Origin of the sequence: Sporomusa acidovorans (assembly GCF_900101845.1) — a bacterium.
In the GTDB taxonomy this organism is placed as follows: domain Bacteria; phylum Bacillota; class Negativicutes; order Sporomusales; family Sporomusaceae; genus Sporomusa; species Sporomusa acidovorans.
Map to the genome: position 1 here is coordinate 223,947 of NZ_FNAM01000002.1, position 22,869 is coordinate 246,815.

Sequence of the window (22,869 nt, forward strand, 5' to 3'; positions counted from 1 at the left end):
GTCTTTTCTTTAATTAATAAATATTTTAAACAAAATCAGCAAAATAACTCCCGGTAAACCCAAAAAACCGGCAACAAGCGCAGTGATTGGATTGATGCCAATTGTAAAGCCGAAATAAGTTCCGACAAAATTAACCGCCCAAAGCATAACGCCGCCCACAAGACCGTTATATATCAATTTAAATACCAGTCTGATCGGCATTGTCAGCATACGGCCAATTAGATAAATTAAAATAATCCCAAATACATAGGCAATAATTACATTAAATTCTAAACCTGCCGGCAATAATCCCATTCTTGTTCCTCCTCTGTCACATAACCTTTCTCCTCAATTTTACCACGTTAAAATACCTGGCGTATAGTCCCTTCTGCTTCAGTAATTTCCGCCATGCTGATTCCCTGTGGATGCCGAAAGCCCTCTTGCCGTGCTTTTTTCAATAAATACATATATCTGCGTTCATATGCTTTGATCAGGAATATGGAATAGTCGATTAAATCAGGGTCAGTTACTGTCCGATAGTACCTTTGGGCAGCTATCCAGTCCAGCCGGGCTTGGTCTATTAAATCGGCCATGTTAATCTTAATTTTCGCACAAGGTTGCTCGGTATCCCAAAGTCCCAACAGTCTTCGCCATGCGACCATGTTAATCCCTCCAACATAATACTGTACTTGCTATCACAGTATATGCGGGCCAGTCCAAAATAATGAAAAATACCGGACAAAATCCGGTATTTTCAGGGCACATTTAATGAAATGGTGAAGAACGGAGTCCCTCATGGCGAGCGCGTTTTAGCAGATAGATATATTTTTTTTCTGCAGCCTGAATATGATACGTCGCATAATCAATCAAATCTGCATCAGATACATTATTGTAATAATTTTGGGCGCTCAGCCATTCGTGTCTTGCCTGTTCCAGTTGTTCTCTCAAGGGTGGGCATTTGGTCGCAGGCATATCTTTATGGAGCAATGTACTAAAAAAATTCGTTAGCGTTGTTTTCATGCACATCTCCCCCTGCTTACAGTATTTCCATAAACAGGCGGGATCAAACATGCTACATTTCCCGACGGTTTTCCAAAGCCTTAGATAAAGTCACTTCATCTGCGTATTCCAGATCGCCGCCGACCGGTAAACCGTGGGCAATACGGGTAACCTTGACCCCTAAAGGTTTTAAGAGTTTGGCAATATACATGGCTGTAGCTTCACCCTCGACATTGGGATTTGTCGCCATAATAACCTCTTGGACTCCCTGCCCGACCCGGTCGAGCAGTTCCTTGATTTTAATTTCATCAGGGCCGATGCCCTCAAGCGGCGACAAAGAGCCGTGCAGCACATGGTACAAGCCCTTAAATTCGCGGGTACGTTCCATGGCGGTTACATCTTTGGGATCCTCCACCACACATACCACGGAACGGTCCCGTCCCTCGGACCGGCAGATCTGACAAGGGTCAGTATCGGTTAGGTCAAAGCAGATTGAACAATAGCCCACTCGCTTCTTGGCCTCAACAATGGTCTGAGCCAGCGCCGTCACCTGGCTGGTATCCATCTTGAGGACGTGATAAGCAAGCCGGGCTGCAGATTTCGGCCCAATGCCCGGCAAACGGCGAAACTGCTCAACCAGCCTGGCAATAGGCGCAATATAGCTCATTGCTTAAAACATTCCTGGCGGCAAGTTAAGACCACCGGTCAGTTTGCCCATTTCCTGAGACATCATATCATCCACTTTACTCATCGCCTCATTGACAGCAGCCGTTACCAGATCCTCCAGCATTTCCACATCGTCAGGATCAACTGCCGAAGGCGAAATTTTGATAGACTGAACCTTCTTTTCGCCGGTAACAACAACTTTTACTGCTCCGCCCCCCGTAGATACTTCGATGGTTCGGGCTTTCAGTTCTTCCTGCAGTTTGGCCATATCAGCCTGAAGCTTTTGTACCTTTTTCATCATTCCAGCCATATTTCCCATATTACCAAACATGTGAATTAACCTCCTAAATAAATTTAATCATCTATCTTAACTACTTTTCCGCCAAACATCATTTGCGCCTGTTTGATTACCGGATGATTAAGCTCATCCTCTGTCAGCGCTTCGGAAGCCGGTTGTGCCGGGTTCGCCGGTACTGACGGTTTAACAGTAGGTGTATCCGAGTCTAATGCACAAATAAGCCTTACCTGATGTCCTGAGATCTGTGCCAGTGTTTTTTCCACAATCGCCCGGTAATCGTCTTTCTCGGTACGCTCCTTGGGGAAAGTTGCCGCAAAACGAACAGTCGCCTGTTTATCTGTTAGAGCGGCTAAATGGCCCTGCATTACACAAGCATGCACCGACCGTTTGCCATGGGCTAACAGTTCCTTGAGCACAGCCGTCCAAACTTCTTTAAGATCAGTTGTCGGCGTGGCGCCTTCCTGTTCAGGCTGCGCCGCGAGAACTTCTCCGGGAGCGGCTTTAGTCTCAGGTACAGACGGCCGCACAACAGGTGTTGTCTGCGCCGGCTGCCCCTCACGAGGCTGTTGAATTACCGGACTAGACGGTTCGCCAACCGGCGGCTGGACTGGAACCGCATGCCGGGCACTCACGCTGGGGTTAACTCCGGTGGAGGATATTGTCAGACTGGCAAGTTTGGCCTCCAGTGCGGCAACCCGTTCAAGCAAACCGGCAACATCACTGCCGGCTTCCCGGCGGCATAAGGTAATCAGCGCCATCTCCACCGCGATGCGTGGCTCGGCAGCCCACTTGGTCTCATTGGCTGCATGGTGCAACACCTCCAGCATCTTCACCAGTTCCTGGTGGCTGAACTTGGCACTTTGCGCGGCCAGTATCTTTCTATCCTCACTATACACTTCAATCGTATCAATGGAAGGCGCTGCTTTATACAGCATCAGACTGCGGGCATGCAGCGCCATCTCCAACAAAAACTGCCGAACATCTTTACCCAGACAAATCAGTTCATCCAGCTTCAATAATACAGTATGGGCATCACGTTCGGCAATAGCATCCATAAGCTGCCATACCCATTCGTGCCCAATCAAGCCTAATAACTGCCGCACATGTTCCGCTGTTATCGTATCGCCGCTGTCCAATGTGGCGCACTGGTCCAAGATACTAAGAGCATCCCGCATACCACCGTCCGCTTGCACCGCAATCAGCCGCAATGCTTCCCCGTCAACCTTAAGATTGCTCTGCGTGGCCACACTGGCTAACCGCTGTTCAATCTCCTTGGTTGCAATTCGCCGAAAATCGTAACGCTGGCAGCGCGAATGAATCGTTGCCGGGATCTTATGCGGCTCTGTCGTCGCCAGTACAAATACCACATGTGCCGGCGGTTCCTCAAGGGTTTTCAGCAGGGCGTTAAAGGCTTCTGTTGTCAGCATATGCACTTCATCAATAATATACACCTTATAACGACCGTCAACAGGTGCAAATTTAACAGTTTCCCTGAGCTCACGGATCTCGTCAATTCCCCGGTTGGAAGCGGCATCAATTTCAAAAACGTCCATTGACGTACCAGCGGTAATTTTATCACAATTGGAACAATTGTTGCAAGGATTTACAGTAGGACCTTGCTGACAATTAAGCGCCTTGGCCAGAATCTTGGCAGTACTGGTCTTACCTGTACCACGCGGCCCGGCAAATAAATAAGCATGGGCAATCTTGCCGGTAGTAATGGCATTTTTCAAAGTAAGGCTGATATGCTCCTGACCAACAAGATTGTCAAAATCCTGCGGCCGCCACTTCCGGTATAAAGCTACATAGGCCATTCCCATACCCCCTGTCCTGCCAATGCTTCATCAAACGAATGAACTACACCGGAAAGATATAGTTCGTTTATTATTCCACACCAGTAAAATATTTCCCTTTTTAAAGAAAATAATTAATAATAAAAAAGCAGCCTGCTTAGTTGCCCTGGCTACTTTGATGAAGGTTATCTAATTTTAGCAAACTTGCTACGGACTTGTTTGCTAGAACGGACCATAGCAGATACCAGGCACCCCTGCGGCACATAGGAATGATCACTTAGCGCTGCTTCCTTCCGGACCTGACGCGATTCATGAGTTCCTATTGCGCAAGACCCGGCACTGCTATAGCCCGGCCTAGAAAACAAAAAGCCGTAGCCGACTTTAATTCTTATTTTAATGGCGGAGAGAGAGGGATTCGAACCCTCGGTACCCTTTCGAATACACACGCTTTCCAGGCGTGCTCCTTCAACCACTCGGACATCTCTCCAGGTGCTCTCAACAGAACATAATTATAACTTATTTGATTATACAATGCAACCGGTAATTGTTGCTAATAGGCGCGATTTGTGGTTACATCGTTCAGTACTTATGACACTGCTCTATTATAACTAGTCACAAGAGGCTTGTCAAGTTATTGCAAGCAAAACATTACATTGCCATTTAACAGCTAATAAGGCCTTCCGGGACGTAAGTTCCGGAAGGCCTTATACTATTCTTTCAAATGATACGGTACGGTCGTTACAATAACGTTTTCCTTCCAAATAAGGGTGTTGCGCAAAAACCAGCCCGTCTGATTATGCAGCAGGCGGTGCCAGGATTTTCTGGTCTCAAACTCCGGAATAATGACTGTGATATAATCATCCGGCCCCTTTTCCCGGGTCTTCTTTTCGATAAAATGCAGCAGTGGCCGCATCAGTAACCGATAAGGCGAACGGATAACCACCAATTCCACTCCCGGGTCCCATAATTTCCATTTTTCCATTACTTTTGCCGTCATTTCCTCATTATCAGACACATGCACAGCCAGGATATTATCACCAATTGTTTTAGCGTATTTAATAGTTTCATAAACAACACGGGTTGGTGTGGATACCGGTACGATAACAATATGTTTTCCCTCAGGAAAAGTGGCGGCACCTTTTTCATAGCATTCCTCCGGCAAATGCAATTGATTGGCCAGAGAATTATAGTGGGCCTTAATAGCTTTGAATATATAGATCATAATCGGAATGAACAACAAGATAATCCAGGCGCCATAGAGAAATTTTGTTACGGTAATGATCACAACAACTAAGCCGGTAGTCGCTGCACCAAGGCCATTTAATAAAGCCCTGATCTGCCAACCGTTACCCCGTTCCCGGTTCCAATGTATTACCATACTGGATTGCGCAATGGTGAATGAGATAAAAACACCGATCGCATACAAAGAAATAAGATGTTCCGTATTTCCCTGAAACACGACAATGAGCGAAGCGGCCGCAACTGTAAGTAATATAATACCATTTGAAAATGTCAGCCGTTCACCACGGGTCGCCAGGTAACGTGGCATATAGCCATCCTTAGCGACAATCGAAAGCAGCACCGGCAAACCATTATAAGCGGTATTGGCAGCTAAATACAGCACCAACATGGTCGTAATCTGAATATAATAATAGACAACCGAACGGCCAAAAATCTGCTCTGCCAACTGGGACATGGCCGTGACTTCAGACAACGGCATTAAATGATAATGCATAACCAGAAAAGTAATACCCATGAACATAAAGCCCAAAATGCCTGCCATCCAATAGGTCGTAATTGTGGCATTGCGGGCCTCAGGCTGCCGGAACATCGGCACACTGTCAGCAATCGCCTCGACACCGGTCATCGAACTACAGCCATTGGCAAAAGCGCGTAAAATAATAAATATCATGGCCCAATCAAGCTGCTGGCGAGCTAATGACTCGGGCGGCAGTAAAAAGGAAGATGCCGTAAACGCTTTCCAAATTCCTGTTAAAATCAAAACAATGACACCAAACAAAAAAGCATACGTAGGTATAACGAAAGCGTTGGAAGATTCCCGCACGCCTCGCAGATTTACCAGCATGAGGATGCCAAAAAGCACAAGTACATCAATAGTCACTTCACTCCCGCTCAACGCAGGAAAAGCGGAAATAATGGCAGCCGTACCTGCCGAAACGCTTACAGCGGCCGTTAATACATAATCGGCAAAGACTGAGCCTGCAGCCACCAGGGCAGGCATCTCGCCCAAATTTCTCTTGGCTACGGCATAAGCACCGCCCCCCCCGGGATTTGCCTTGGCAACCTGGACATAAGACAATACTACAATAGCTAACAGGAACAGGATAAAGATGGCCACCGGTGCCATAAATCCGTAAGCCACCAATCCCGGAACAGCAACCAAAGTCAGCATAATTTGCTCCGGCCCATAGGCAACGGACGAAAGAGCATCTGAAGAAAATATGGACAATGCTTTCCACTTAGGGAGTTTTTCATGCGCCAATTCCCGATTGTGAAGTGGCTTGCCGATAAGTAACCGGCGAAGTACGCGCATCATAATAGCGCCTCCAATTTCAGTATTCATTTTTAACGTGAAAAAACCGATACGAAATAGAGTTAGGTGCACCTAACCCCTGCTTCGCATCGGCTTACAAGTTACCCAGATTGTCTGTGCATCCCTGTCTGCCACGCTTGCTTTTTCACCAAAAAATATGCCCCGTAAAGTCCGAACTTCCGCTGCATCTTTCCCGGTTATTCAAATTTTTATAAAAGAAAAAAGACCTGCCGGTCTTTTCGACCCTTGCTTTAGCCTACGAAGTTAGCTGACGGGTAGGATGACAAGAGAAAAAAACATCCCTTTTGCCTGTTGGCAAAATTAACCCCAAAATGTGGTTCCTCCGCTTCCAATAGGGAACTCGGCCTTATATTATTTGTATCAGTGATATCTTACTTCTTTTCCGATTAGACATAAAGTATCATTATACCTGCAGAATTCTTTCCTGATCTCGTTAAAAGGCACAAAACCCTATTGCATGACCCGCTCGTAGTCCAGCGTGGTTTTGCATCAATTAGCTCACTGTCTCATTCGTATGAGACATACAATATGACGCATCATAATCTCTTTCTTAGTCTCCCCAATGGACATAAAAAATATCCTGCAGCATGTAGCTGCAGGATATGGATATGACTTTTATTTTTTTCCCACCGTCAAACTACGCCAAAGGGCCTCAAGAAACTTTTGTTTGGTAAATGGTTTTACAACAAAGCCGTCGACACCGAAGCCGATGGCGACCCGTACTGTCTGGACATCATTATTCGAACTACAGATAACTACCTTAGAGTCAGGGGCTAACAGTTTTATATCCTTCAGTGCTTCAAGGCCGGCCTTTTTGGGCATAACAACATCTAACGTTATAACATCATACTTTATACCAGGTGGTAACTTTTTAATTTTACCGATAGCCTCAAAACCGTCACCAGCCTCATCAATCGTGTCCACGCCGATTTCCCGCAAATGAGAGATAATTAATTCCCGGCTGACTTTAGAATCATCGACAACTAACGCACGCACGGTATCCCACCTTCCCCCAAGGTATTATGTAATCAGTATAGAATAGACCTGGCAAAACTTCAATAGCCTTTAACCAAAAGAAAAGCTACCTGCGGAAATGCTTTACTACACCAGCAATAACAGCACATATACAATACCGGCAAAAACCGCGAAACTCCCTTTAAGAGGCCAAGTGCGCCCCTGCGGTTTGCGTAACTGTTCGCTTATTATTTCATGTCCCGCTAACATTCTACTCGCTCCTATCAAAAAATTATTTATTCCTATCAAAAAATTTATACTTTGTTTACCCGCATGCTATACCACCCTTGTTAATCTAATTATAATCGGTCCTCTTTAGAATTTGTTTAGAATTTTTTTACAGGCACACAAAAACCGCCTACCCGGAAGGATAGGCGGCGGTCTTTCTGCTTAGTTACTTATAACGTTCTACGTACTTCTCCAATATTTTTGCGTTGGCATTAATGCGTTCCAAAACAGCGGTTATTTCTTCGGTTGTCGCCGCCTGCTCCTGACTGATTGCCCCTGTAGCCTCTACCGACTTGTTCAGTTCTGCCACAGCTTTATTCATTTCCTGCAGAGAAGTTTGAATATTTTTGGTAGCCTCCTGGGACTGATCGGCCAATTTTCTGACTTCTTCGGCAACAACAGCAAAACCTCTGCCCAATTCACCCGCCCTGGCGGCCTCTATGGCCGCATTCAAGCCTAGTAAATTTGTTTGGGCAGCTATGTTTTTAATAAATTCCAGGATTTCTGTAGAATGCTTATTTTTCTCGGATAAATCTTTAGATAACTGAAGTACATGCTGACTGGCAGCCGCCAATTCCCCTGCACTTTGGGCTATCTGACGAACACTTTCCGCAGCCTGATTGGTCGCAGCCGCCAATTCTTCCGTATTTGTTACCAGTTCAAGACTATGTTTCAAATCAATACCGGAGCTCAGAGTTCCGATAATTTCATGATTCACCCCGTAAATAGGAGTAAATATCGTTTTTATCGTGCGTCCATAAACCTCAGGCGGAATATCAGCGTACGTTTCTTTGCCTGTACAAATACATTCTTCGATCGTACTGATCCCCTTTATTGGTTTCCCGGCCGGAAGATCTAATTCATATTCTTTAGCACGGTGGTAGGCAATGTATTCCTTCAAATCCGTAAGACCAACGGCCATATCTTCTCGCACGATTTTATTAAAATAAGGAAGCACAAGTTTAAACGCTGCCAGAATAGCCTCATTCGACTGAGGTTTATTTTCGTTATCCATAGACACTCCCCTTTTTACATTTATGATGATTGTTTCGCTATTTTTCTCCAATATCCTCTATCCTTCGCGTGTAAAATCGGGGAAATCGACAGTAAACTAGTTACACTTCGGGTTATCTATGGCCACCATGGTTATGTCCTATGCAAACCCATCTCTACTGTGAGACAAGCTTTACTATCCCTACTTTGAACTATAACTTAGTTAGAACTTTTTAACCTATGCCGTTTTGCTGATACCAAATGGCCTTGCCCCGAATCAAATTTCCACCTTCGCCCTTTTTCGTTCCTGGCAGAAGCCATAAATCCCATCGTTCACATGTCGTTTTCGGCCCATAGTCGTCAAGATCGGCTGCCTCTGCATGCGTCATGACGCGCTCACCATCAATTGTTAGATCTAATGCTTTACATAACACAGCCACTGTCTGTGCCATCGCTTCAATCTGTAATTTTGTAGGCGGTTCCGGGCCCAGGTCATCAGGATTCGCCGCATAACAACAGGCTAAGGCTATGCCGATTGCCCCCGTATTTCGGTGCCATGTATGCGCCTTAATCTCGGCAAAGTTCTCGGTGCTGACATAAATGCTGCCATCTTCATCAATATTAATATGATAGTCAGCAAAAAACTGGCCATAATGCCCTGCCGACCAATGCAGATACAGTTTGACATCACGCTCTGCCGACTGGGCTTCAGCCCAAATAGCAGCTTTGCTGTTTAGTGCAAGCTGTTTTAATTGTCTTAATGTAACTTGCTTCACTTTCAATCGCCTCCTGCTTTATGGTATTTTAAAAAAGCATTTTTTGTGTATCCTCCTGTTATGTATATTCTTTCGCTCTGCCAAAATCAATCTGCCAGTAATAAAATTATCCGCATATTGCCAGCCGGTTCTGTTCTTAGTCATCATTTCCCCGCATAGAATGTACCGGGGGATTGCTATGACTCATGATATTTTGTTAACAGTAAGTTATCTGGCGGCTATCCCCGCGGGAACAGTGCTGCTCATCTGGTTTATCTGTATGTTGACGCCAGACCGGTAAGGTCTGGTTTTTTGTTGTCGTTAGGCGGTTCGACAATTAAAAAACCATTCAATAGCCCTTGGCGACATTATCCACAGGGCAATGAATGGTTGTAAAACTATGCCTCTTGACAGATCACGATATATATAAGCAAGTTCAGGTTTAGCAACACCTAAAAACAGCCAGAAAATTAGCGATACAATATATAGTAACTTGACATAGCAACACTGAGTCGTTCCTTTTCATCCAAATTATTCAAGGCTACATCGTGCTTTTCTAAATTATCTAAGTCAGCATGTGTTTGGGATTCGTCCTGATTTTCCATGTTTTTCACCCTTTCTCATTTTTATTGTTATTATATTTACTAAGAGTCCTGTTTATCCCGCACCCGGCGTACGTTGCTGCCGGATTATGAAAATTTGTGATTCGACCGGTAAAAAATCGCAGGGTGATAACTGACAGGAATCAACAACAGGGAGGCTTCGGGCTAGCTTATCATCTCGCCCGAAACACTCCCTGTTGTTAGCGTACTTCCTCCTTCAAACTGCCTTTCTTCCGTTTTAGCCAGCCTAAAACGGACGGCAGCGAAGCTTTTACCGTAATTTTCCCTTTTCTAACGTCATCCAGCAAGGTATACACAACCGGTACGACCACCAGCGTCAATATGGTTGACGTAATCAAGCCGCCGATAATAGCATGAGCCATTGGCGCCCGTGCTTCTGCTCCCGGCCCGATACCTAAGGCCAGCGGTATCATCCCGAAAATCATCGCCGTGGTTGTCATAAGAATCGGCCGCATTCTGACAATGGCGGCATCGACCAGCGCCTGGTTGCGTTCATGGCCTTGCTCCATACGCTGTTTGGCAAAATCCACGAGCAAAATAGCATTTTTGGTTACCAAACCCATCAGCATGATAATGCCGATAAGCGACATCATGCTAAGCTGGCTCTTCGCAACTAACAGCCCCAGTATCGCGCCGATAATGGCCAGCGGCAGCGACAGCATAATGGCAAACGGGTCGATATAACTTTCAAACTGGGCAGCCAGCACAAAGAAGATAAACAGCACCGCCATTGCCAGCGCCATAATAATGCCGGTAAAGGCATCGGTCATTTGCTGGGACTGTCCGGTTTTAACAAATTTATAACCATCCGGCAGCTTAACCTGCGCCAGTTTGGCATTAAGGTCGGTGTTGAACTGCCCCAGTGTAGTACCATTCAAGTTTGCCGATATGGTAATTTGCTCCTGTCGGTCATAGCGTTTAATCAGGCTCGGGCTGGTAGCATAAACGGTACTGGTAACTTGCGACATAGGCACCATGACGGTTTGCCCGTCTTGCCCCCGGTTACTGCCGGCCAGGAAAATATTATTGACGTCTGTCAGGTTCTTACGGTCGCCGGGCGCCAAAATAAGGCGCACATCGTAGGAATCTGTTTCGTCTCTAAACTGCGTTACGACCGTTCCATTAAACATCGTTTGTAGTGTGTTGGCAATATTGGCTGTGGAAACACCCAGATCAGAGGCCTTATCTCTGTTTACGGCAATCTGGACGTCAGGACTGCCGGCCGTATAACTTGACGATACGTCTACCGCTCCCGGTGTGGAAGCCACTAATTGCGCAACCTGATCGGAGATCTCGGCCAGTTTATCCAGCGATGTTCCCTGGATAACAAGCGAGAACGGCTTGCCGCCTGACATACCGGATTTTTTCGAAACACTGATTTGCACACCGGGTATGTCGTTTAACTTTTGGCGCAGTTCGGCAATAATTTGATTATCGCTTACTTTACGGTTACTTTTCGGCGTCAGCTCGGCCAGGATATTAATATTGTTGATATCGGCCGTACTATAGGTCATCGTGACTTGCGGTACGCCGCGAATAATTTGGGAAATATGGTCGGCGATTTCACCAACAGCCTGCGGCGTCATACCCGGATCAACCGTGGCCGATACCGTAATTTCGCCGCTGTCCGCGTCCGGAACAAACGTCGAGCCAAGTAAGGGTATTAACGTCAGACTACCGAAAAATAGTCCAACTGTTATAATTATGACTTTGCCGCGATGCCCCAGAGCATATTTGAGGAAATCACCGTACCGCCCGGTCCAATAGTCAAATTTATGGTTCCACCCTGTCCAGATTCTTGCAAATTTGCTTGTCGACTCACCGGCAGACCCGCGTGACAGATATTTAGAAGACAGCATCGGGGTAAGCGTAAAGGCCACAAATAAGGAGACCAGAACACTGACCGCAACCGTAATACCAAATTGTTTAAAGAACTGACCGACAATGCCTGTCATCATGCCTACCGGCAGGAATACGGCGACAAGCGTAAGGGTCGTAGCCGTAACCGCCAAGCCGATTTCGGCCGTACCTTCGGCGGCGGCATCATATTTACTTTTACCCATTTCCAAATGGCGGACAATATTTTCAATGACCACGATCGCGTCGTCAATTAACAGGCCAACCGCTAAGGATAAGGCCAGCAGCGACATGGTATTGAGCGTAAAGTTGAGCGCCTTCATCGCCAAAAATGACGTGATAATTGACGTCGGAATGGCAATTGCGGCAATAATTGTACTGCGCCAGTTGCCTAAAAATAAGAAAACAATGGCGACAGCCAAAAGGCCGCCCAGTACCAGGTTAAACAACACGTCATGAATGGAGTCGTTGATATTTTTCGAATTGTCTCTTACCAGTGTCATCTGAACCCCGGACGGTAATTCCTTTTGAATGCTTGCCAATTCTTTTTTTACATTGTCAACAACTTGCACCGTATTGCTGCCTGATTGCTTCATGACATCAAGTCCGACAGCCGTGCTGTCATTTAATTTACTAATGGAGGTAACCTCTTTGGTCGAATCCTCAACGGTTGCGATATTGTGTACAAACAGTTGCACGCCGTTTCTTTGCGCAATCGGCAGATCCAGGAACTGTTGCGGTGAGGAAAGAGAACCGACTGAGCGCAAATTTGTTTGACGCTTGCCATCTGTTACCATACCACCTGGAGTATCCATATTCTCATTGCGCAGACTATTGGTGATCTCAGAAATAGTCAGGTTATAAGCAGCAAGCTTGTCGCTGTCCATATTAATTTTAATCTCGCGCTCAATGCCGCCCTGCACATTGACGGCCGCAACTCCGTCAATCGCCTCCAGCCTTTTGGCGATAACGTCATTGGCAATAATGGTGAGTTCGCGCGGACTGACATTGCCGGTAAGAGCCACCGAGGCAACGGCTGTATCAGAGGGGTCAAACCGGGAAATTACCGGCGTATCAGCGTCATCCGGCAGACTGCCCTGGATGCGGCCTAATTTGTCGCGTACGTCCTGAGCGGCAGTCGCCGGGTTTGTTTCCATGGTAAACTGAATGACAGTCCTGGATACGCCTTCTTGTACCGATGAAGTAATGTGGTCAACGCCCGGTATAACGCTAACCGTATCTTCAATCTTCTGGGTGACCTTGGTTTCCACCTGTTCCGGGGACGCCCCGGGATAAGTGACGGTAACTGCGACAACCGGAATCTCAACGTTAGGGTATTCATCCACATTCAAGTTGATGTAGCTGAATAAGCCTAAAACAACGAGCGCCAAAATTGTCACTGTTGCAAATACCGGACGCTTTAAGCTAATCTCGGTTATTTTCATGGCTTTTTCACCTACTCTGCTATTTTAACTGCGTCGCCGTCTTTTAATTGGCTTACGTTGCTGATGATGACCTGCTCGCCAGGCTGCAGGCCGGAATTGACCTGAATACTGTCGCCATTCACCTTGCCGATAGTAACCTGGCGCCGTATGGCTTTATTATTTTCAGCTGTAAATACATAGTAAAGGCCTTGCTTTTGAATAACAGCCGCCTGCGGTACTGTCAGTACCTGTTTAGCCTCCCCCAAAGCCAGTTGTATTTTGGCAAACATGCCGGCTTTTAGGGAATTGTCAGCATTGTCTATCTTAATTTTGGTGCGAAACATCCGGTTTGCTGTGCCGGCTTCGGGATTCATAAGATCTACAGTCCCGGCAAATACTCTATCGCCGTAAGCATCCACAGTTACATCCGCCGGCTGGCCGATTTTCACCAGGCCAAGATCTTTTTGCTCAATATTGACAACGGCATAGACTTGATTAATATCCTGTACCGCCATAAGTGCCGCACCCGGCGAGACAACCTGGCCGATTGTAGCGGTTACGTTGGATACAACACCGTCAACAGGGGCGGTAATGATACCGTAACCATACTGCTGCTGGGCACTATTTTGACTGGCAGTGGCACTTGATAAATCGGCTTGGGCTGTTTTCACTTTAGCGGCGGCGCTATCAAATGCTTGCTCTGATACCGCACCTACCGAATATAATTTTTGATAACGATTATAATCCGTCATTGCCAAATCGTAATTGACCTGAGCTTTAACAACCGCATCCTGGGCTGCACGTACCGAATTCGACAATTCAACACTTTCTAGCTTAACTAACGGGTCGCCCATCTTTACCTGCTGTCCTTCCTGAACCATAACTTGTTCAATACGCCCCGCAATCTTGGCACTGATAGTTGCGGTTGTTTGTCCCTCGATAGAACCGTTCAACAGTAGTTTAGGGACCGTATTGACAAATTGTGCTGCGGCAACCTTGACATTAACACCTATAGTACCGGTTGCCGGCTGGTTCTTGCTGCCGGAGAAGGCGCCACTGCGAAATGCTAACGTCACTGCGATAAAGACTACAACTGGAATAATCCAATATTTTAGTTTGAACCCTTTCATTAATACCCTCTCCTTCGCCTTACTCAATTACAGTATTAATTTGCTATTTACGCGTCTACCGGCGCGCAGATAGCAAAGACAATGCCAAATGCGGACAGGCTGCATCGCGTCTTACTCCATACTAGATAAGTATCGCTACTATTACATCCAGTCGCTTTTTGCTCAGTATAATTTGTGAACTTTTGATTTTCTTTAGATTGCATATGGAATATTTAACCACTGATCGTCAAGCTCCGCTAGGTATTTCTAAGCAAGAAAAAAAGCGCCCTTAGGCGCTAATAGTACATTTTATAACTCGCTCGGACACTCCATCACTCTATCCCAGGGACGCAGATGCTTAGCTGGCTTTCTTATAGACGGCATATTTTACATTTATGATCTCATTAGCCTTTTTCTTTGGTCGCCGAAAACGGGTGATGATTCTTAAAAATACATAAGATAATACCCTTATAAATTTGAATGCCTGATTCATAAAATCATCCCCTCAATTTGAATAAATAATTGTTTCTATAAACTTTGCCAGAAACCTTTATTGATGGGAAAAAAATCCATCAATAAATTCAGCCGAGCAGTTGGTAAATCGGGTGCCGAACAATCCCTTCTCCGACTAATGACTCCCGAGATGGGATTTTCCTATGTTAAAGCACGAAAATTACCTATTGACAACTGTCATCGTTAGCCCTATACTAAATACAAATTTATATAAATGAATACAATATTCAAAAGTAATGATGGAGATATTTGGATAACTGCCATTTCAGAGAACCGGTGGCTGGTGTGAACCGGTAATGGAATTATACAAGCTGATCACTCCTGAACTGCAAAGCTGAAAATAGTAAGCTGCGCCGGATTCGGCTCACTGTGAGCGCAACCGTTACCTTGCTAGGGTTATTATCGACCTGACGAGATGCAGGCAGTTTCGCCTGCGAAAAAGGGTGGTACCGTAAGAAGAACCTCTTATCCCTTTAGGTCTTTGACTTAAGGGCTAAGAGGTTTTATTAATAATAAGGAGGATGCATAAATGCGCAGTGACATTGTAAAAAAGGGATCCACCAGAACAGCCCATCGCTCATTATTTTACGCTATGGGGTACACACCGGAAGACCTGGAGAAGCCACTAATCGGCGTAGTCAATGCTTTCAATGAAATCATTCCCGGTCATATCCATCTGCGCCAAATTGCCGATGCGGTAAAAATGGGAGTGGCTGCCGGCGGCGGAACGCCTGTCGAATTCCCATCGATCGGTATTTGCGACGGCATTGCCATGGGCCACGAAGGGATGAAATACCCCCTGGCCAGCAGAGAACTGATCGCCGACTCCATTGAAGCCATGGCAATCGCTCACGGCTTCGACGGATTGGTGCTTATCCCCAACTGCGACAAAATCGTTCCCGGTATGTTGATGGCGGCCGCTCGCCTCAACATCCCAAGTGTTGTCGTCAGTGGCGGACCGATGATGGCCGGCCGCTACAAGGGAAAAGACATCAGTGTCAGTACCATGTTTGAAGCAGCCGGACTGTTTGAAGCCGGCAAAATTGACGCAGCAGAACTGGATGCTATGGAGAAATCGGCCTGTCCCGGCTGCGGCTCCTGCGCAGGACTGTTTACCGCCAATACCATGAACTGCCTGACGGAAGCTCTCGGCATGGGCCTTCCCGGCAACGGCACCATCCCGGCAGCCTACTTCGGCGCGCGCCGGATGCTTGCCAAGCAGGCTGGAGGCTTGGTTGTCGAACTGGTCAAAAAGGACATCAAGCCCCGGGATATCATGACAATGAAGGCCTTTGAAAACGCCGTTGCTGTCGATATGGCTACCGGCGGTTCAACCAATACCGTGCTGCATCTGCCGGCCATCGCCTATGAGGCAGGGTTGGACTTGCCTTTAACTAAATTTGACGAAATCAGCGCAAAAACCGCTTATATTACTAAAATGAGCCCTGGCGGCTCCCACCACTTGCAAGATTTGAATGAAGCCGGCGGTATTTCGGCGGTTATGAAGGAACTGACAAAACTGGGTGTAATCCATACTGATGTCCTGACGGTCAGCGGCACAGTTCAAGAACGGCTGCAGGACGCGGCCATTACCCGCCCGGATGTTATTCGCAGCGTGGAGGCGCCTTACCGCAATAAGGGTGGGATTGCGATTCTCACCGGCAATCTGGCGCCTGGCGGCTCGGTCATCAAAGAGAGCGCCGTAGCCGAAGACATGCTGGTCTATGAAGGGAAAGCCAAAGTATTTGATTCAGAAGAAGCAGCGATTGAAGCCATTACCGACAAACAAATTCACGACGGTGATGTAGTTGTCATTCGTTATGAAGGGCCGAAAGGCGGACCGGGGATGAGAGAAATGCTGAACCCAACGGCCGTAATTACCGGAATGGGATTGAAAGTCGGTTTATTAACCGACGGACGCTTCAGCGGAGCCAGCCGCGGCGCCTGCGTCGGCCATATTTCTCCGGAAGCGATGGAAGGCGGGCCGATTGGCCTGATTGAAGACGGGGACCGTATTTTAATCGATGTTCCCGGTCGCAAACTAGAATTAAAGGTCAGTGACGAAGAACTGGCGAAACGGAAAGCCGCCTGGTCGCAGCCAAAACCCAAAGTCACCGGCGGCTATCTGGCCCGTTACGCCAAGTTAGTCACATCCGCCAATACCGGTGCTGTCCTGAAGTAGGAGGAACATATGGAAACAGTTGAAAAAATAGCGAAGTTCATCACCCGTTTTTTTCCTGTATGGGTCATCCTATTTGCCGTCATAGCCTTTTTCTACCCAGCCCTCTTTAGCGGCTATGGAAGCTGGATCACCTATCTTCTTGGCCTTATCATGCTGGGAATGGGACTAACTATGACCCTGAATGATTTTAAGCTGGTGCTTACCCGGCCGAAGGATGTTCTTTGCGGCGTTGTCTTTCGCTATCTCATTATGCCCCTAGTCGCTTTTGGTGTGGGAAAACTGTTAGGGCTTCCGCCGCTGTTGGCGGCCGGTCTGATTTTAGTTGGCTGCTGCCCCAGCGGTACGGCTTCCAATGTAATGACCTTTATCGCTAAAGGCGATACAGCCCTTTCGGTTACGGTTTCCAGTATCAATACGGTATTGGCGCCGATTTTAACGCCCTACATCTTTTTGCTGCTGGCCGGTACTTTAATACCGATCAAGGCCGAAGCCTTGCTGGTGGATATTCTTAAAATCGTAATCCTACCGGTCGCATTAGGGATTATCATCCGGACAGTAGCCTCAGACTTTGTGGATAAAGTAACAAAAGTCATTCCCCTGGTTTCTGTTGTATCGATTATCGCCATCATCTCGATAGTCGTGGCCCTTAGCGCGGCGAAGTTGGCTACCGTGGCAGTCATCGCCTTCATTGCGGTAATCCTGCATAACGCTTTGGGACTGGGAATCGGCTATGGCGCTTCCCGGGCCGTAGGCATGAATCATAAGAAAGGAAAGGCGATCTCCTTTGAGATCGGCATGGAGAATTCCGGTCTGGCCGTGGCACTGGCCATTGCTCATCTCGATCCAATTGCCGCAATTCCCGGGGCAATCTTCAGCGTATGGCACAATTTCTCCGGCTCTCTGTTAGCCGGCTACTGGGCGGCAAAGGAAGACAAAGATTGACTCTCCGGCAATGTTTTACCTAAAGCCGACCAATTAAAAGAACGAAAAAATGTCATGAAGCAAACTAAAAACCAGCCTTATTAGAGGCTGGTTTTTAGTTTGCTGGCAAAATATCCGTAAAGTATATACGTTTTATCGAACTTACACACTTAATTGTCCACTCAAAATTGGATAGCAAGCTTTTGTCACCGTTTTATTGGCAAACAATCCCCTCCCCGCGGCAAGATTCCTATCTTTCCATTAGGAATTTCGCGTAATGCATAGTCTATTGCGGCTTGAAGCGTGTCAAATTTTTCGTAGCCCAGGACAGCAATATCTTCCTTAGTTAACCCTTCACTTACAATCAAAATATTTGCTTTCTCCCGAATTCTAGCATTGCAAATAGCAATATCAGCCGCCACCAAATCCGCGCTTTCATCGCCCAAAGATGTCTGTCTTGCTAAATTGCAACTTTCACTATAAGAATATCTTAACCATTCTCTTAGCTGGGGATGATTATGCTCAAGTCCTTCGTAACACGGTGAGACAAAGATTATATATCCCCCGCTTTTAACGGTAAAATAAGCTGAAACCAGTCCCTTCATAGCTTGCCAATAATCAATATTGCACGGGTGTGAACTCACGATTGTTATATCTGCTAACACCGGAATATCTACGCCATAAACGTTTGCAGCTATTTTACTCCCCTCGCGATGTGCCTTTACAAAGTCACCGGCCACCACAGCCACAACTTCCTGATTGGCATTCATAACAGTATTGATAATGAAACGCAAGCCAACCCGCTGCGCTACCTTCTCGATTCCCAGCCTGCATGGATTATCCGCATTACCCAGTGGAATCTCTGCCAGCAATGCCCCGGCAATATGCGTGCTTGCCGTAGTTGCCAGACCGCATATTCCCGGCTGGACAATTTTGCCGCCTCCACTATAACCGGCATCACAATGTGGCACTATATTACCTAACCCTATAATAAAATCCGCTTCCAAGGCCCGTTTATTCACGTGAACCGGTATCGTACTCTCTCCTAAGTTGACAGTCCCCAGATCGACAATATCGTCTTTTTTCTTAAAATCGTGCTGATAAATCTGTAAACTGTTAAATACATCTAAACCTACCTTCTCTATTACTTCTTCTTCAGTCATAACCCGATGCGTACCTGTTGCTATTAATATTTCGATTTGATTAGTTTTGATTTCGTTATTTTTAAGATAGGAAATCAATACAGGTAATATCCGCTTGACTGGTGTTTGCCGTGTATTATCTTCAATTAAGATCAAAATCCTATCTGCTTTGGACACCATCGCTTTTAACGGTTTACAGCCGCGCGGATTATCTAACTTTTCAAGTACAGCAGTTTCTAAGTCGACTATTGAAGGAATTTTAGGCATAATGCCATCAAAAACTACTAAATCAGCAGGGACTGAGGCTCTGGCCGCCTCGTTGCCATACGGTATTGCAATTGATCTCCTGTTACGTTTCATTTATTTATCACCCCAAGCATCGTTATTAAGAATACAGTGTTGGCTGTGTTGCCAACACTGTATTCTTGATGTTTTCTAATTTCTCACTACGATAATTTCACCATTATTGGCGTCTACTCTGACGATATCGCCGTTTTTTATCCTTTGATAAAATTGCTCTTCCACTTTATCAACCATGGGAACTTCCATAATAATACCACTGGTAACCAACACGGTATCAGGATTTTTAATTACCATGGCCTTAGGAGCATTGTTTTTCATTAATAACTGGTAGAGGCCGTCTGCCTGCACAACGGAACTGCCTTTTCCACTAGGGAATACTACTATCTTTTGCGATACGCTTTGGCCTTCAATATCATGACCATTCTCAATTACATTGCCTGTTTCCGGGTCAACCAGATAGTAGCAAATATCATCTTGGGATATAAGCACTTCCCCTTCGACTACCCCTTCTGACAGTTTATGACACAAAAACTTATCTTTCATTATTCTACTTCTCCTTTCAATGCAGCTTGAACACAGGTATCTATATCCCTAATAACAAATTCCAGGCCTCGTTTCTTCGGATAATACGCTAATTTAGGGGAATCAGTAATACCGACTTTGCCTTTCAGGAAATGCCAACATGGTTGATCCGTGCAGGTTTCCTCCACTATATCTCCGCCTGCTGCATTAATAATTTCTTTAATACCCATTCTTTCTGCCAGATACTTATTGTTGGCGGAGGTCATTATCCATAAATCAACAGCCAGCTTTTTCCCTTGAACTAAATTAGCTACTTGCTGTATTTGATTGATACTGAAATGCGGACAGCCAAACAAAGCATAATCGATACGTCCTGGTGCATGGGAAATAGCATCCCGGATTTCTCTTAAGTCTTGGTTAGTAATTACCACTTTTCTTGCAGGCTCTTTATCGCCAAACGCTACTTCCACTGTCGGTGCCTCGGGTGTTACACCGACGATATGATACATCCCGTAAGCCCCCGACGTATTAAGCTGTGCCCCTAAATTCATTAATGCTTCCGGAGTGGGACGTTTTGTTAAACCAATAAATACCGGTATCCCGGGACCAATTTTCTTTCCCATATAGCCAAGCATCTGATACGCAAAATCATTATCCATATCGGCTTGTACTTCAACCAGGATATCGCCTTTACGGTTTTCATCCAGCAAAAGTCCGTACTCCGGTACTAAACCGGTAATTGCGGCACATAACGCACTCAGAGACGACTCTCTATTGCTCCTTGCTCCCCAAACAGAATTTACATAAGGCGTAGCACTGGATTCTGAAAAACCTATGATTTCTTTAAATTGAGGGATATTGCTGCCTAGATATGGTGTGCAGTTATAGGTTAAAATAGCTCCCAACTGTTTATATGCATTATGTGTCCTGCGCATCATATCGATATCTTTTGCAGTCATTGCTTGCTGTGACTGGCAATGGCCACAGAAATAGGCAAGGGAAAACCCCGGATTAACCGTTGGGGCAATTTTACATTTTGCACCTGCCTTGGCCAGTTTTTCGGCAAACCATGTATCCGCATCCTGATTGCTAAGGGCCACATGTGCTCGCGTAATCGGCACCATACGCGCTGCGCCGAAAGCTTCACCTGTTGCCACCTGTACTTTCATAGCCAAAGCAACGCCTTCGCCATGTTTGCCTTCCAGCATCTCTTGTTCGCTTTTTGTTAGTTCCACTGTACTCATCCTCCTGCTTTCTTACTAATTATTGCTATTTATCTCATCAGCTTGCGCTTCGCTAAGCTGGCAATGGACGTTCACACTCCACCTGGATAAAAATACTTCTCTACCGTACCTATATACAATGTGCTAAAGAATTTTGCAGGCGGTGGTGTGTTGGCAAAAGCGGAAGTCAAACGCCAGTGGTGGAGCGCTCTTCATACATCACCCGCCTGTGCCTGCAAACTTCTTTAATGCAGGAATATATAGTTATTTAGCTATTTTAACAGTGGCAGAATCATACCCTACTTTCTCTAATACGGCTCTTTCAGCCGGCGGTAATACCACCATGCCAATCAAGATAGCAATCAGCGAGAAAAATGCCCCCACTGTTGCCGGCCCAAAACCCATAGGCTGCCACCCCATATAACTGATGGCCCAGCCGGCAATACCGGCAAGTATAGAGTAAAAACCGGCCTTAGCACCAACCCGGGGAACAAAAAATCCCGCCAATATCGGTATGGTTAACGAAGCCCCCAGAATATCCGCACTGATAACAAATAGTTCAAACATACCCGGTGCGGCAAATACAAATACTAATACCAGCACTCCCAGACCCAGTGTTGATATTTTGGAAAATTTAAGTAATTCGGCATCTGTAGCATTCGGCTTGATAATCCCATTATATAAATCGCGGGTAAAGTGGGTTGAAGCAACCAGTAAACAAGCCGAAGCTGTGCTGGTAATAATGGCGATTACCGCTGCTAACAGCAAACCGCCAATATAAGGAGAAAAATAGTGCATCACTAATGTCGGAAATAAATTTTCCGGATTCGCAATATTGGGTTCCAAAACCTTACCGGCAAACCCAATGACATAAATGAGCAGTTCAACAAGAACGAAGCCTCCGGCCAGATACAGCATCCCCATACGAGCTTCCCGCTCGCCTTTTGCCGACAAAACCCGCTGCCACCAATCCTGCATTGGTATAATTCCTAAAAAGAACACCAAAAACCATGTCAATGCCTGTCCAGGCGTAATATAGCCCACTACACTGCAGTGCTGTGCCGGTATAGAGTTTAGTATATTTTGCATTCCTCCAGCCTTCATATAAAGAATAGGCGCCATAATGACAATGCCGGTAAATACCAATGCGCCTTTAACTACCCCAGTGATTGCAATCGCCCACATTCCACCATACGAAGTATATAGGATAGTAATTAGGGCCGCTACTAACACACTGGCGGTATAGTCAATGCCAGTAACCGTATTAATAATCCTGCCGATACCAATATATTGAAATGCGGCGATTGACATAAAGGCAAACCACATCAAAGTAGCGCCTATGTAGCGAGCCGATTTATTGTAGCGTATCTCCAAAAAATCGGCAAAAGTATAGGCGTTGCAATTAGTACCAAACCGTCTGACGCGGGCAGCTAGAAAAAAACCAATAAATAAAAATACGATTGCATATCCCGCAGTCATCCAAACCTGTGAAAGCCCTCGCTTCCATATCCAGGCGGTGGTACCAACAGTAGTACCGGCCCCAAGAAATGTTGCCATCATTGTAAAAAATACGAAGACTATACCAAATTGCCGGCCTCCCAAAAAGAAATCTTCGTTCGAGGTAGTTCTTTTGCGGCTATAAAAAATCGCAATGCAAAAAGCAATCATGAAGTAAACTACCATACTTACCGCATAAATACTCATAATACTTTTCCTCCTTAATTTAGGTATTTTTAGAATTACCTTACCT

General features: G+C 46.0%; 20 protein-coding genes, 1 tRNA gene, 1 other RNA gene, 1 riboswitch and 1 other annotated feature. Of the genes, 2 read left to right on the forward strand and 20 right to left on the reverse strand.

Annotated features, from left to right (window positions below; all coding sequences use genetic code 11):
- Positions 1 to 9: 9 nt before the first annotated feature.
- The 16 genes from BLR65_RS03270 to BLR65_RS03335 form a co-directional block, all read right to left on the reverse strand.
- Positions 10 to 294, reverse strand: coding sequence for a pro-sigmaK processing inhibitor BofA family protein (locus tag BLR65_RS03270; RefSeq protein ID WP_093792438.1), 285 nt, complete (start codon positions 292 to 294; stop codon positions 10 to 12).
- Between the two features lie 47 nt (positions 295 to 341).
- A complete protein-coding gene (locus tag BLR65_RS03275; protein WP_169716800.1) occupies positions 342 to 641 on the reverse strand; it encodes a DUF2508 family protein in 300 nt (99 codons plus the stop codon).
- 103 nt (positions 642 to 744) lie between these two features.
- Positions 745 to 999, reverse strand: a complete 255-nt coding sequence (locus BLR65_RS03280; RefSeq protein ID WP_245692349.1) for a YaaL family protein — start codon at positions 997 to 999, stop codon at positions 745 to 747.
- A gap of 52 nt (positions 1,000 to 1,051) precedes the next feature.
- Positions 1,052 to 1,645 (reverse strand): recombination mediator RecR, encoded by a 594-nt coding sequence (gene recR, locus BLR65_RS03285; RefSeq protein ID WP_093792439.1) that lies wholly within the window; start codon positions 1,643 to 1,645, stop codon positions 1,052 to 1,054.
- 3 nt (positions 1,646 to 1,648) lie between these two features.
- Positions 1,649 to 1,975: a YbaB/EbfC family nucleoid-associated protein gene (locus BLR65_RS03290; protein ID WP_093792441.1), complete on the reverse strand. Its 327-nt coding sequence runs from the start codon at positions 1,973 to 1,975 to the stop codon at positions 1,649 to 1,651.
- 23 nt (positions 1,976 to 1,998) lie between these two features.
- Positions 1,999 to 3,756 carry a DNA polymerase III subunit gamma/tau gene (gene dnaX / locus BLR65_RS03295; protein WP_093792443.1) on the reverse strand — a complete coding sequence of 586 codons (1,758 nt, stop codon included), beginning with the start codon at positions 3,754 to 3,756 and terminating at the stop codon, positions 1,999 to 2,001.
- Positions 3,757 to 3,974: 218 nt separating this feature from the next.
- Positions 3,975 to 4,074, reverse strand: an RNA gene (gene ffs, locus BLR65_RS31675) — signal recognition particle sRNA small type.
- Between the two features lie 58 nt (positions 4,075 to 4,132).
- A tRNA-Ser gene (locus BLR65_RS03305) sits at positions 4,133 to 4,222 on the reverse strand.
- Between the two features lie 222 nt (positions 4,223 to 4,444).
- Positions 4,445 to 6,292 carry an APC family permease gene (locus BLR65_RS03310; RefSeq protein ID WP_093792445.1) on the reverse strand — a complete coding sequence of 616 codons (1,848 nt, stop codon included), beginning with the start codon at positions 6,290 to 6,292 and terminating at the stop codon, positions 4,445 to 4,447.
- A 235-nt stretch (positions 6,293 to 6,527) separates the two neighbouring features.
- Positions 6,528 to 6,666, reverse strand: a riboswitch (cyclic di-AMP (ydaO/yuaA leader).
- A gap of 259 nt (positions 6,667 to 6,925) precedes the next feature.
- Positions 6,926 to 7,306 carry a response regulator gene (locus tag BLR65_RS03315; protein WP_093792447.1) on the reverse strand — a complete coding sequence of 127 codons (381 nt, stop codon included), beginning with the start codon at positions 7,304 to 7,306 and terminating at the stop codon, positions 6,926 to 6,928.
- 105 nt (positions 7,307 to 7,411) lie between these two features.
- A complete protein-coding gene (locus tag BLR65_RS31305; RefSeq protein WP_281241480.1) occupies positions 7,412 to 7,534 on the reverse strand; it encodes a hypothetical protein in 123 nt (40 codons plus the stop codon).
- A 184-nt stretch (positions 7,535 to 7,718) separates the two neighbouring features.
- The gene (locus BLR65_RS31310) at positions 7,719 to 8,567 is read right to left on the reverse strand and encodes a methyl-accepting chemotaxis protein (protein ID WP_093792449.1); all 849 of its coding nucleotides are present in this window, start codon (positions 8,565 to 8,567) and stop codon (positions 7,719 to 7,721) included.
- A gap of 211 nt (positions 8,568 to 8,778) precedes the next feature.
- On the reverse strand, positions 8,779 to 9,321 hold the full coding sequence (locus tag BLR65_RS03325) for a peptidoglycan recognition protein family protein (RefSeq protein WP_245692352.1): 543 nt from the start codon (positions 9,319 to 9,321) through the stop codon (positions 8,779 to 8,781).
- A 449-nt stretch (positions 9,322 to 9,770) separates the two neighbouring features.
- Positions 9,771 to 9,905 carry a hypothetical protein gene (locus BLR65_RS31315; RefSeq protein WP_281241481.1) on the reverse strand — a complete coding sequence of 45 codons (135 nt, stop codon included), beginning with the start codon at positions 9,903 to 9,905 and terminating at the stop codon, positions 9,771 to 9,773.
- Positions 9,906 to 10,102: 197 nt separating this feature from the next.
- Positions 10,103 to 13,225: an efflux RND transporter permease subunit gene (locus BLR65_RS03330; RefSeq protein WP_093792453.1), complete on the reverse strand. Its 3,123-nt coding sequence runs from the start codon at positions 13,223 to 13,225 to the stop codon at positions 10,103 to 10,105.
- A gap of 11 nt (positions 13,226 to 13,236) precedes the next feature.
- Positions 13,237 to 14,334 (reverse strand): efflux RND transporter periplasmic adaptor subunit, encoded by a 1,098-nt coding sequence (locus BLR65_RS03335; protein ID WP_093792455.1) that lies wholly within the window; start codon positions 14,332 to 14,334, stop codon positions 13,237 to 13,239.
- Between the two features lie 719 nt (positions 14,335 to 15,053).
- Positions 15,054 to 15,302, forward strand: a binding site (T-box leader).
- Between the two features lie 53 nt (positions 15,303 to 15,355).
- On the opposite strand from BLR65_RS03335, the gene ilvD reads away from it, so the two are divergent.
- Both ilvD and BLR65_RS03345 read left to right on the forward strand, forming a co-directional pair.
- Entirely contained in the window at positions 15,356 to 17,008 is a 1,653-nt protein-coding gene (ilvD, locus tag BLR65_RS03340; RefSeq protein WP_093792457.1) for a dihydroxy-acid dehydratase, read from the forward strand.
- A gap of 9 nt (positions 17,009 to 17,017) precedes the next feature.
- Positions 17,018 to 17,950, forward strand: a complete 933-nt coding sequence (locus tag BLR65_RS03345) for a bile acid:sodium symporter family protein (protein WP_093792459.1) — start codon at positions 17,018 to 17,020, stop codon at positions 17,948 to 17,950.
- A 185-nt stretch (positions 17,951 to 18,135) separates the two neighbouring features.
- Here the strand turns inward: BLR65_RS03345 and BLR65_RS03350 are convergent, their stop codons facing one another.
- The 4 genes from BLR65_RS03350 to BLR65_RS03365 form a co-directional block, all read right to left on the reverse strand.
- Positions 18,136 to 19,431, reverse strand: coding sequence for a nickel-dependent lactate racemase family protein (locus BLR65_RS03350; protein ID WP_093792461.1), 1,296 nt, complete (start codon positions 19,429 to 19,431; stop codon positions 18,136 to 18,138).
- Positions 19,432 to 19,506: 75 nt separating this feature from the next.
- Complete coding sequence (locus BLR65_RS03355) at positions 19,507 to 19,917, reverse strand: aconitase X swivel domain-containing protein (protein ID WP_093792463.1); 411 nt, start codon at positions 19,915 to 19,917, stop codon at positions 19,507 to 19,509.
- Entirely contained in the window at positions 19,917 to 21,131 is a 1,215-nt protein-coding gene (locus BLR65_RS03360; protein WP_093792465.1) for an aconitase X catalytic domain-containing protein, read from the reverse strand. The genes BLR65_RS03355 and BLR65_RS03360 overlap by 1 nt, the downstream gene beginning before the upstream one ends.
- A gap of 252 nt (positions 21,132 to 21,383) precedes the next feature.
- Positions 21,384 to 22,823, reverse strand: coding sequence for a sodium:solute symporter family protein (locus tag BLR65_RS03365; protein ID WP_093792467.1), 1,440 nt, complete (start codon positions 22,821 to 22,823; stop codon positions 21,384 to 21,386).
- Between the last annotated feature and the right edge of the window lie 46 nt (positions 22,824 to 22,869).

Bases quoted from the DNA above. Each gene is read 5' to 3' on its own strand.
- BLR65_RS31315 (WP_281241481.1), bottom strand. From the start codon at position 9,905: ATGGAAAATCAGGACGAATCCCAAACACATGCTGACTTAGATAATTTA.
- BLR65_RS03280 (WP_245692349.1), bottom strand. From the start codon at position 999: ATGAAAACAACGCTAACGAATTTTTTTAGTACATTGCTCCATAAAGAT.
- BLR65_RS03330 (WP_093792453.1), bottom strand. From the start codon at position 13,225: ATGAAAATAACCGAGATTAGCTTAAAGCGTCCGGTATTTGCAACAGTG.
- BLR65_RS03355 (WP_093792463.1), bottom strand. From the start codon at position 19,917: ATGAAAGATAAGTTTTTGTGTCATAAACTGTCAGAAGGGGTAGTCGAA.
- BLR65_RS31305 (WP_281241480.1), bottom strand. From the start codon at position 7,534: ATGTTAGCGGGACATGAAATAATAAGCGAACAGTTACGCAAACCGCAG.
- BLR65_RS03365 (WP_093792467.1), bottom strand. From the start codon at position 22,823: ATGAGTATTTATGCGGTAAGTATGGTAGTTTACTTCATGATTGCTTTT.
- BLR65_RS31310 (WP_093792449.1), bottom strand. From the start codon at position 8,567: ATGGATAACGAAAATAAACCTCAGTCGAATGAGGCTATTCTGGCAGCG.
- BLR65_RS03350 (WP_093792461.1), bottom strand. From the start codon at position 19,431: ATGAAACGTAACAGGAGATCAATTGCAATACCGTATGGCAACGAGGCG.
- recR (WP_093792439.1), bottom strand. From the start codon at position 1,645: ATGAGCTATATTGCGCCTATTGCCAGGCTGGTTGAGCAGTTTCGCCGT.
- BLR65_RS03270 (WP_093792438.1), bottom strand. From the start codon at position 294: ATGGGATTATTGCCGGCAGGTTTAGAATTTAATGTAATTATTGCCTAT.
- BLR65_RS03335 (WP_093792455.1), bottom strand. From the start codon at position 14,334: ATGAAAGGGTTCAAACTAAAATATTGGATTATTCCAGTTGTAGTCTTT.
- ilvD (WP_093792457.1), top strand. From the start codon at position 15,356: ATGCGCAGTGACATTGTAAAAAAGGGATCCACCAGAACAGCCCATCGC.
- BLR65_RS03345 (WP_093792459.1), top strand. From the start codon at position 17,018: ATGGAAACAGTTGAAAAAATAGCGAAGTTCATCACCCGTTTTTTTCCT.
- BLR65_RS03275 (WP_169716800.1), bottom strand. From the start codon at position 641: ATGGTCGCATGGCGAAGACTGTTGGGACTTTGGGATACCGAGCAACCT.
- BLR65_RS03310 (WP_093792445.1), bottom strand. From the start codon at position 6,292: ATGATGCGCGTACTTCGCCGGTTACTTATCGGCAAGCCACTTCACAAT.
- BLR65_RS03290 (WP_093792441.1), bottom strand. From the start codon at position 1,975: ATGTTTGGTAATATGGGAAATATGGCTGGAATGATGAAAAAGGTACAA.
- dnaX (WP_093792443.1), bottom strand. From the start codon at position 3,756: ATGGCCTATGTAGCTTTATACCGGAAGTGGCGGCCGCAGGATTTTGAC.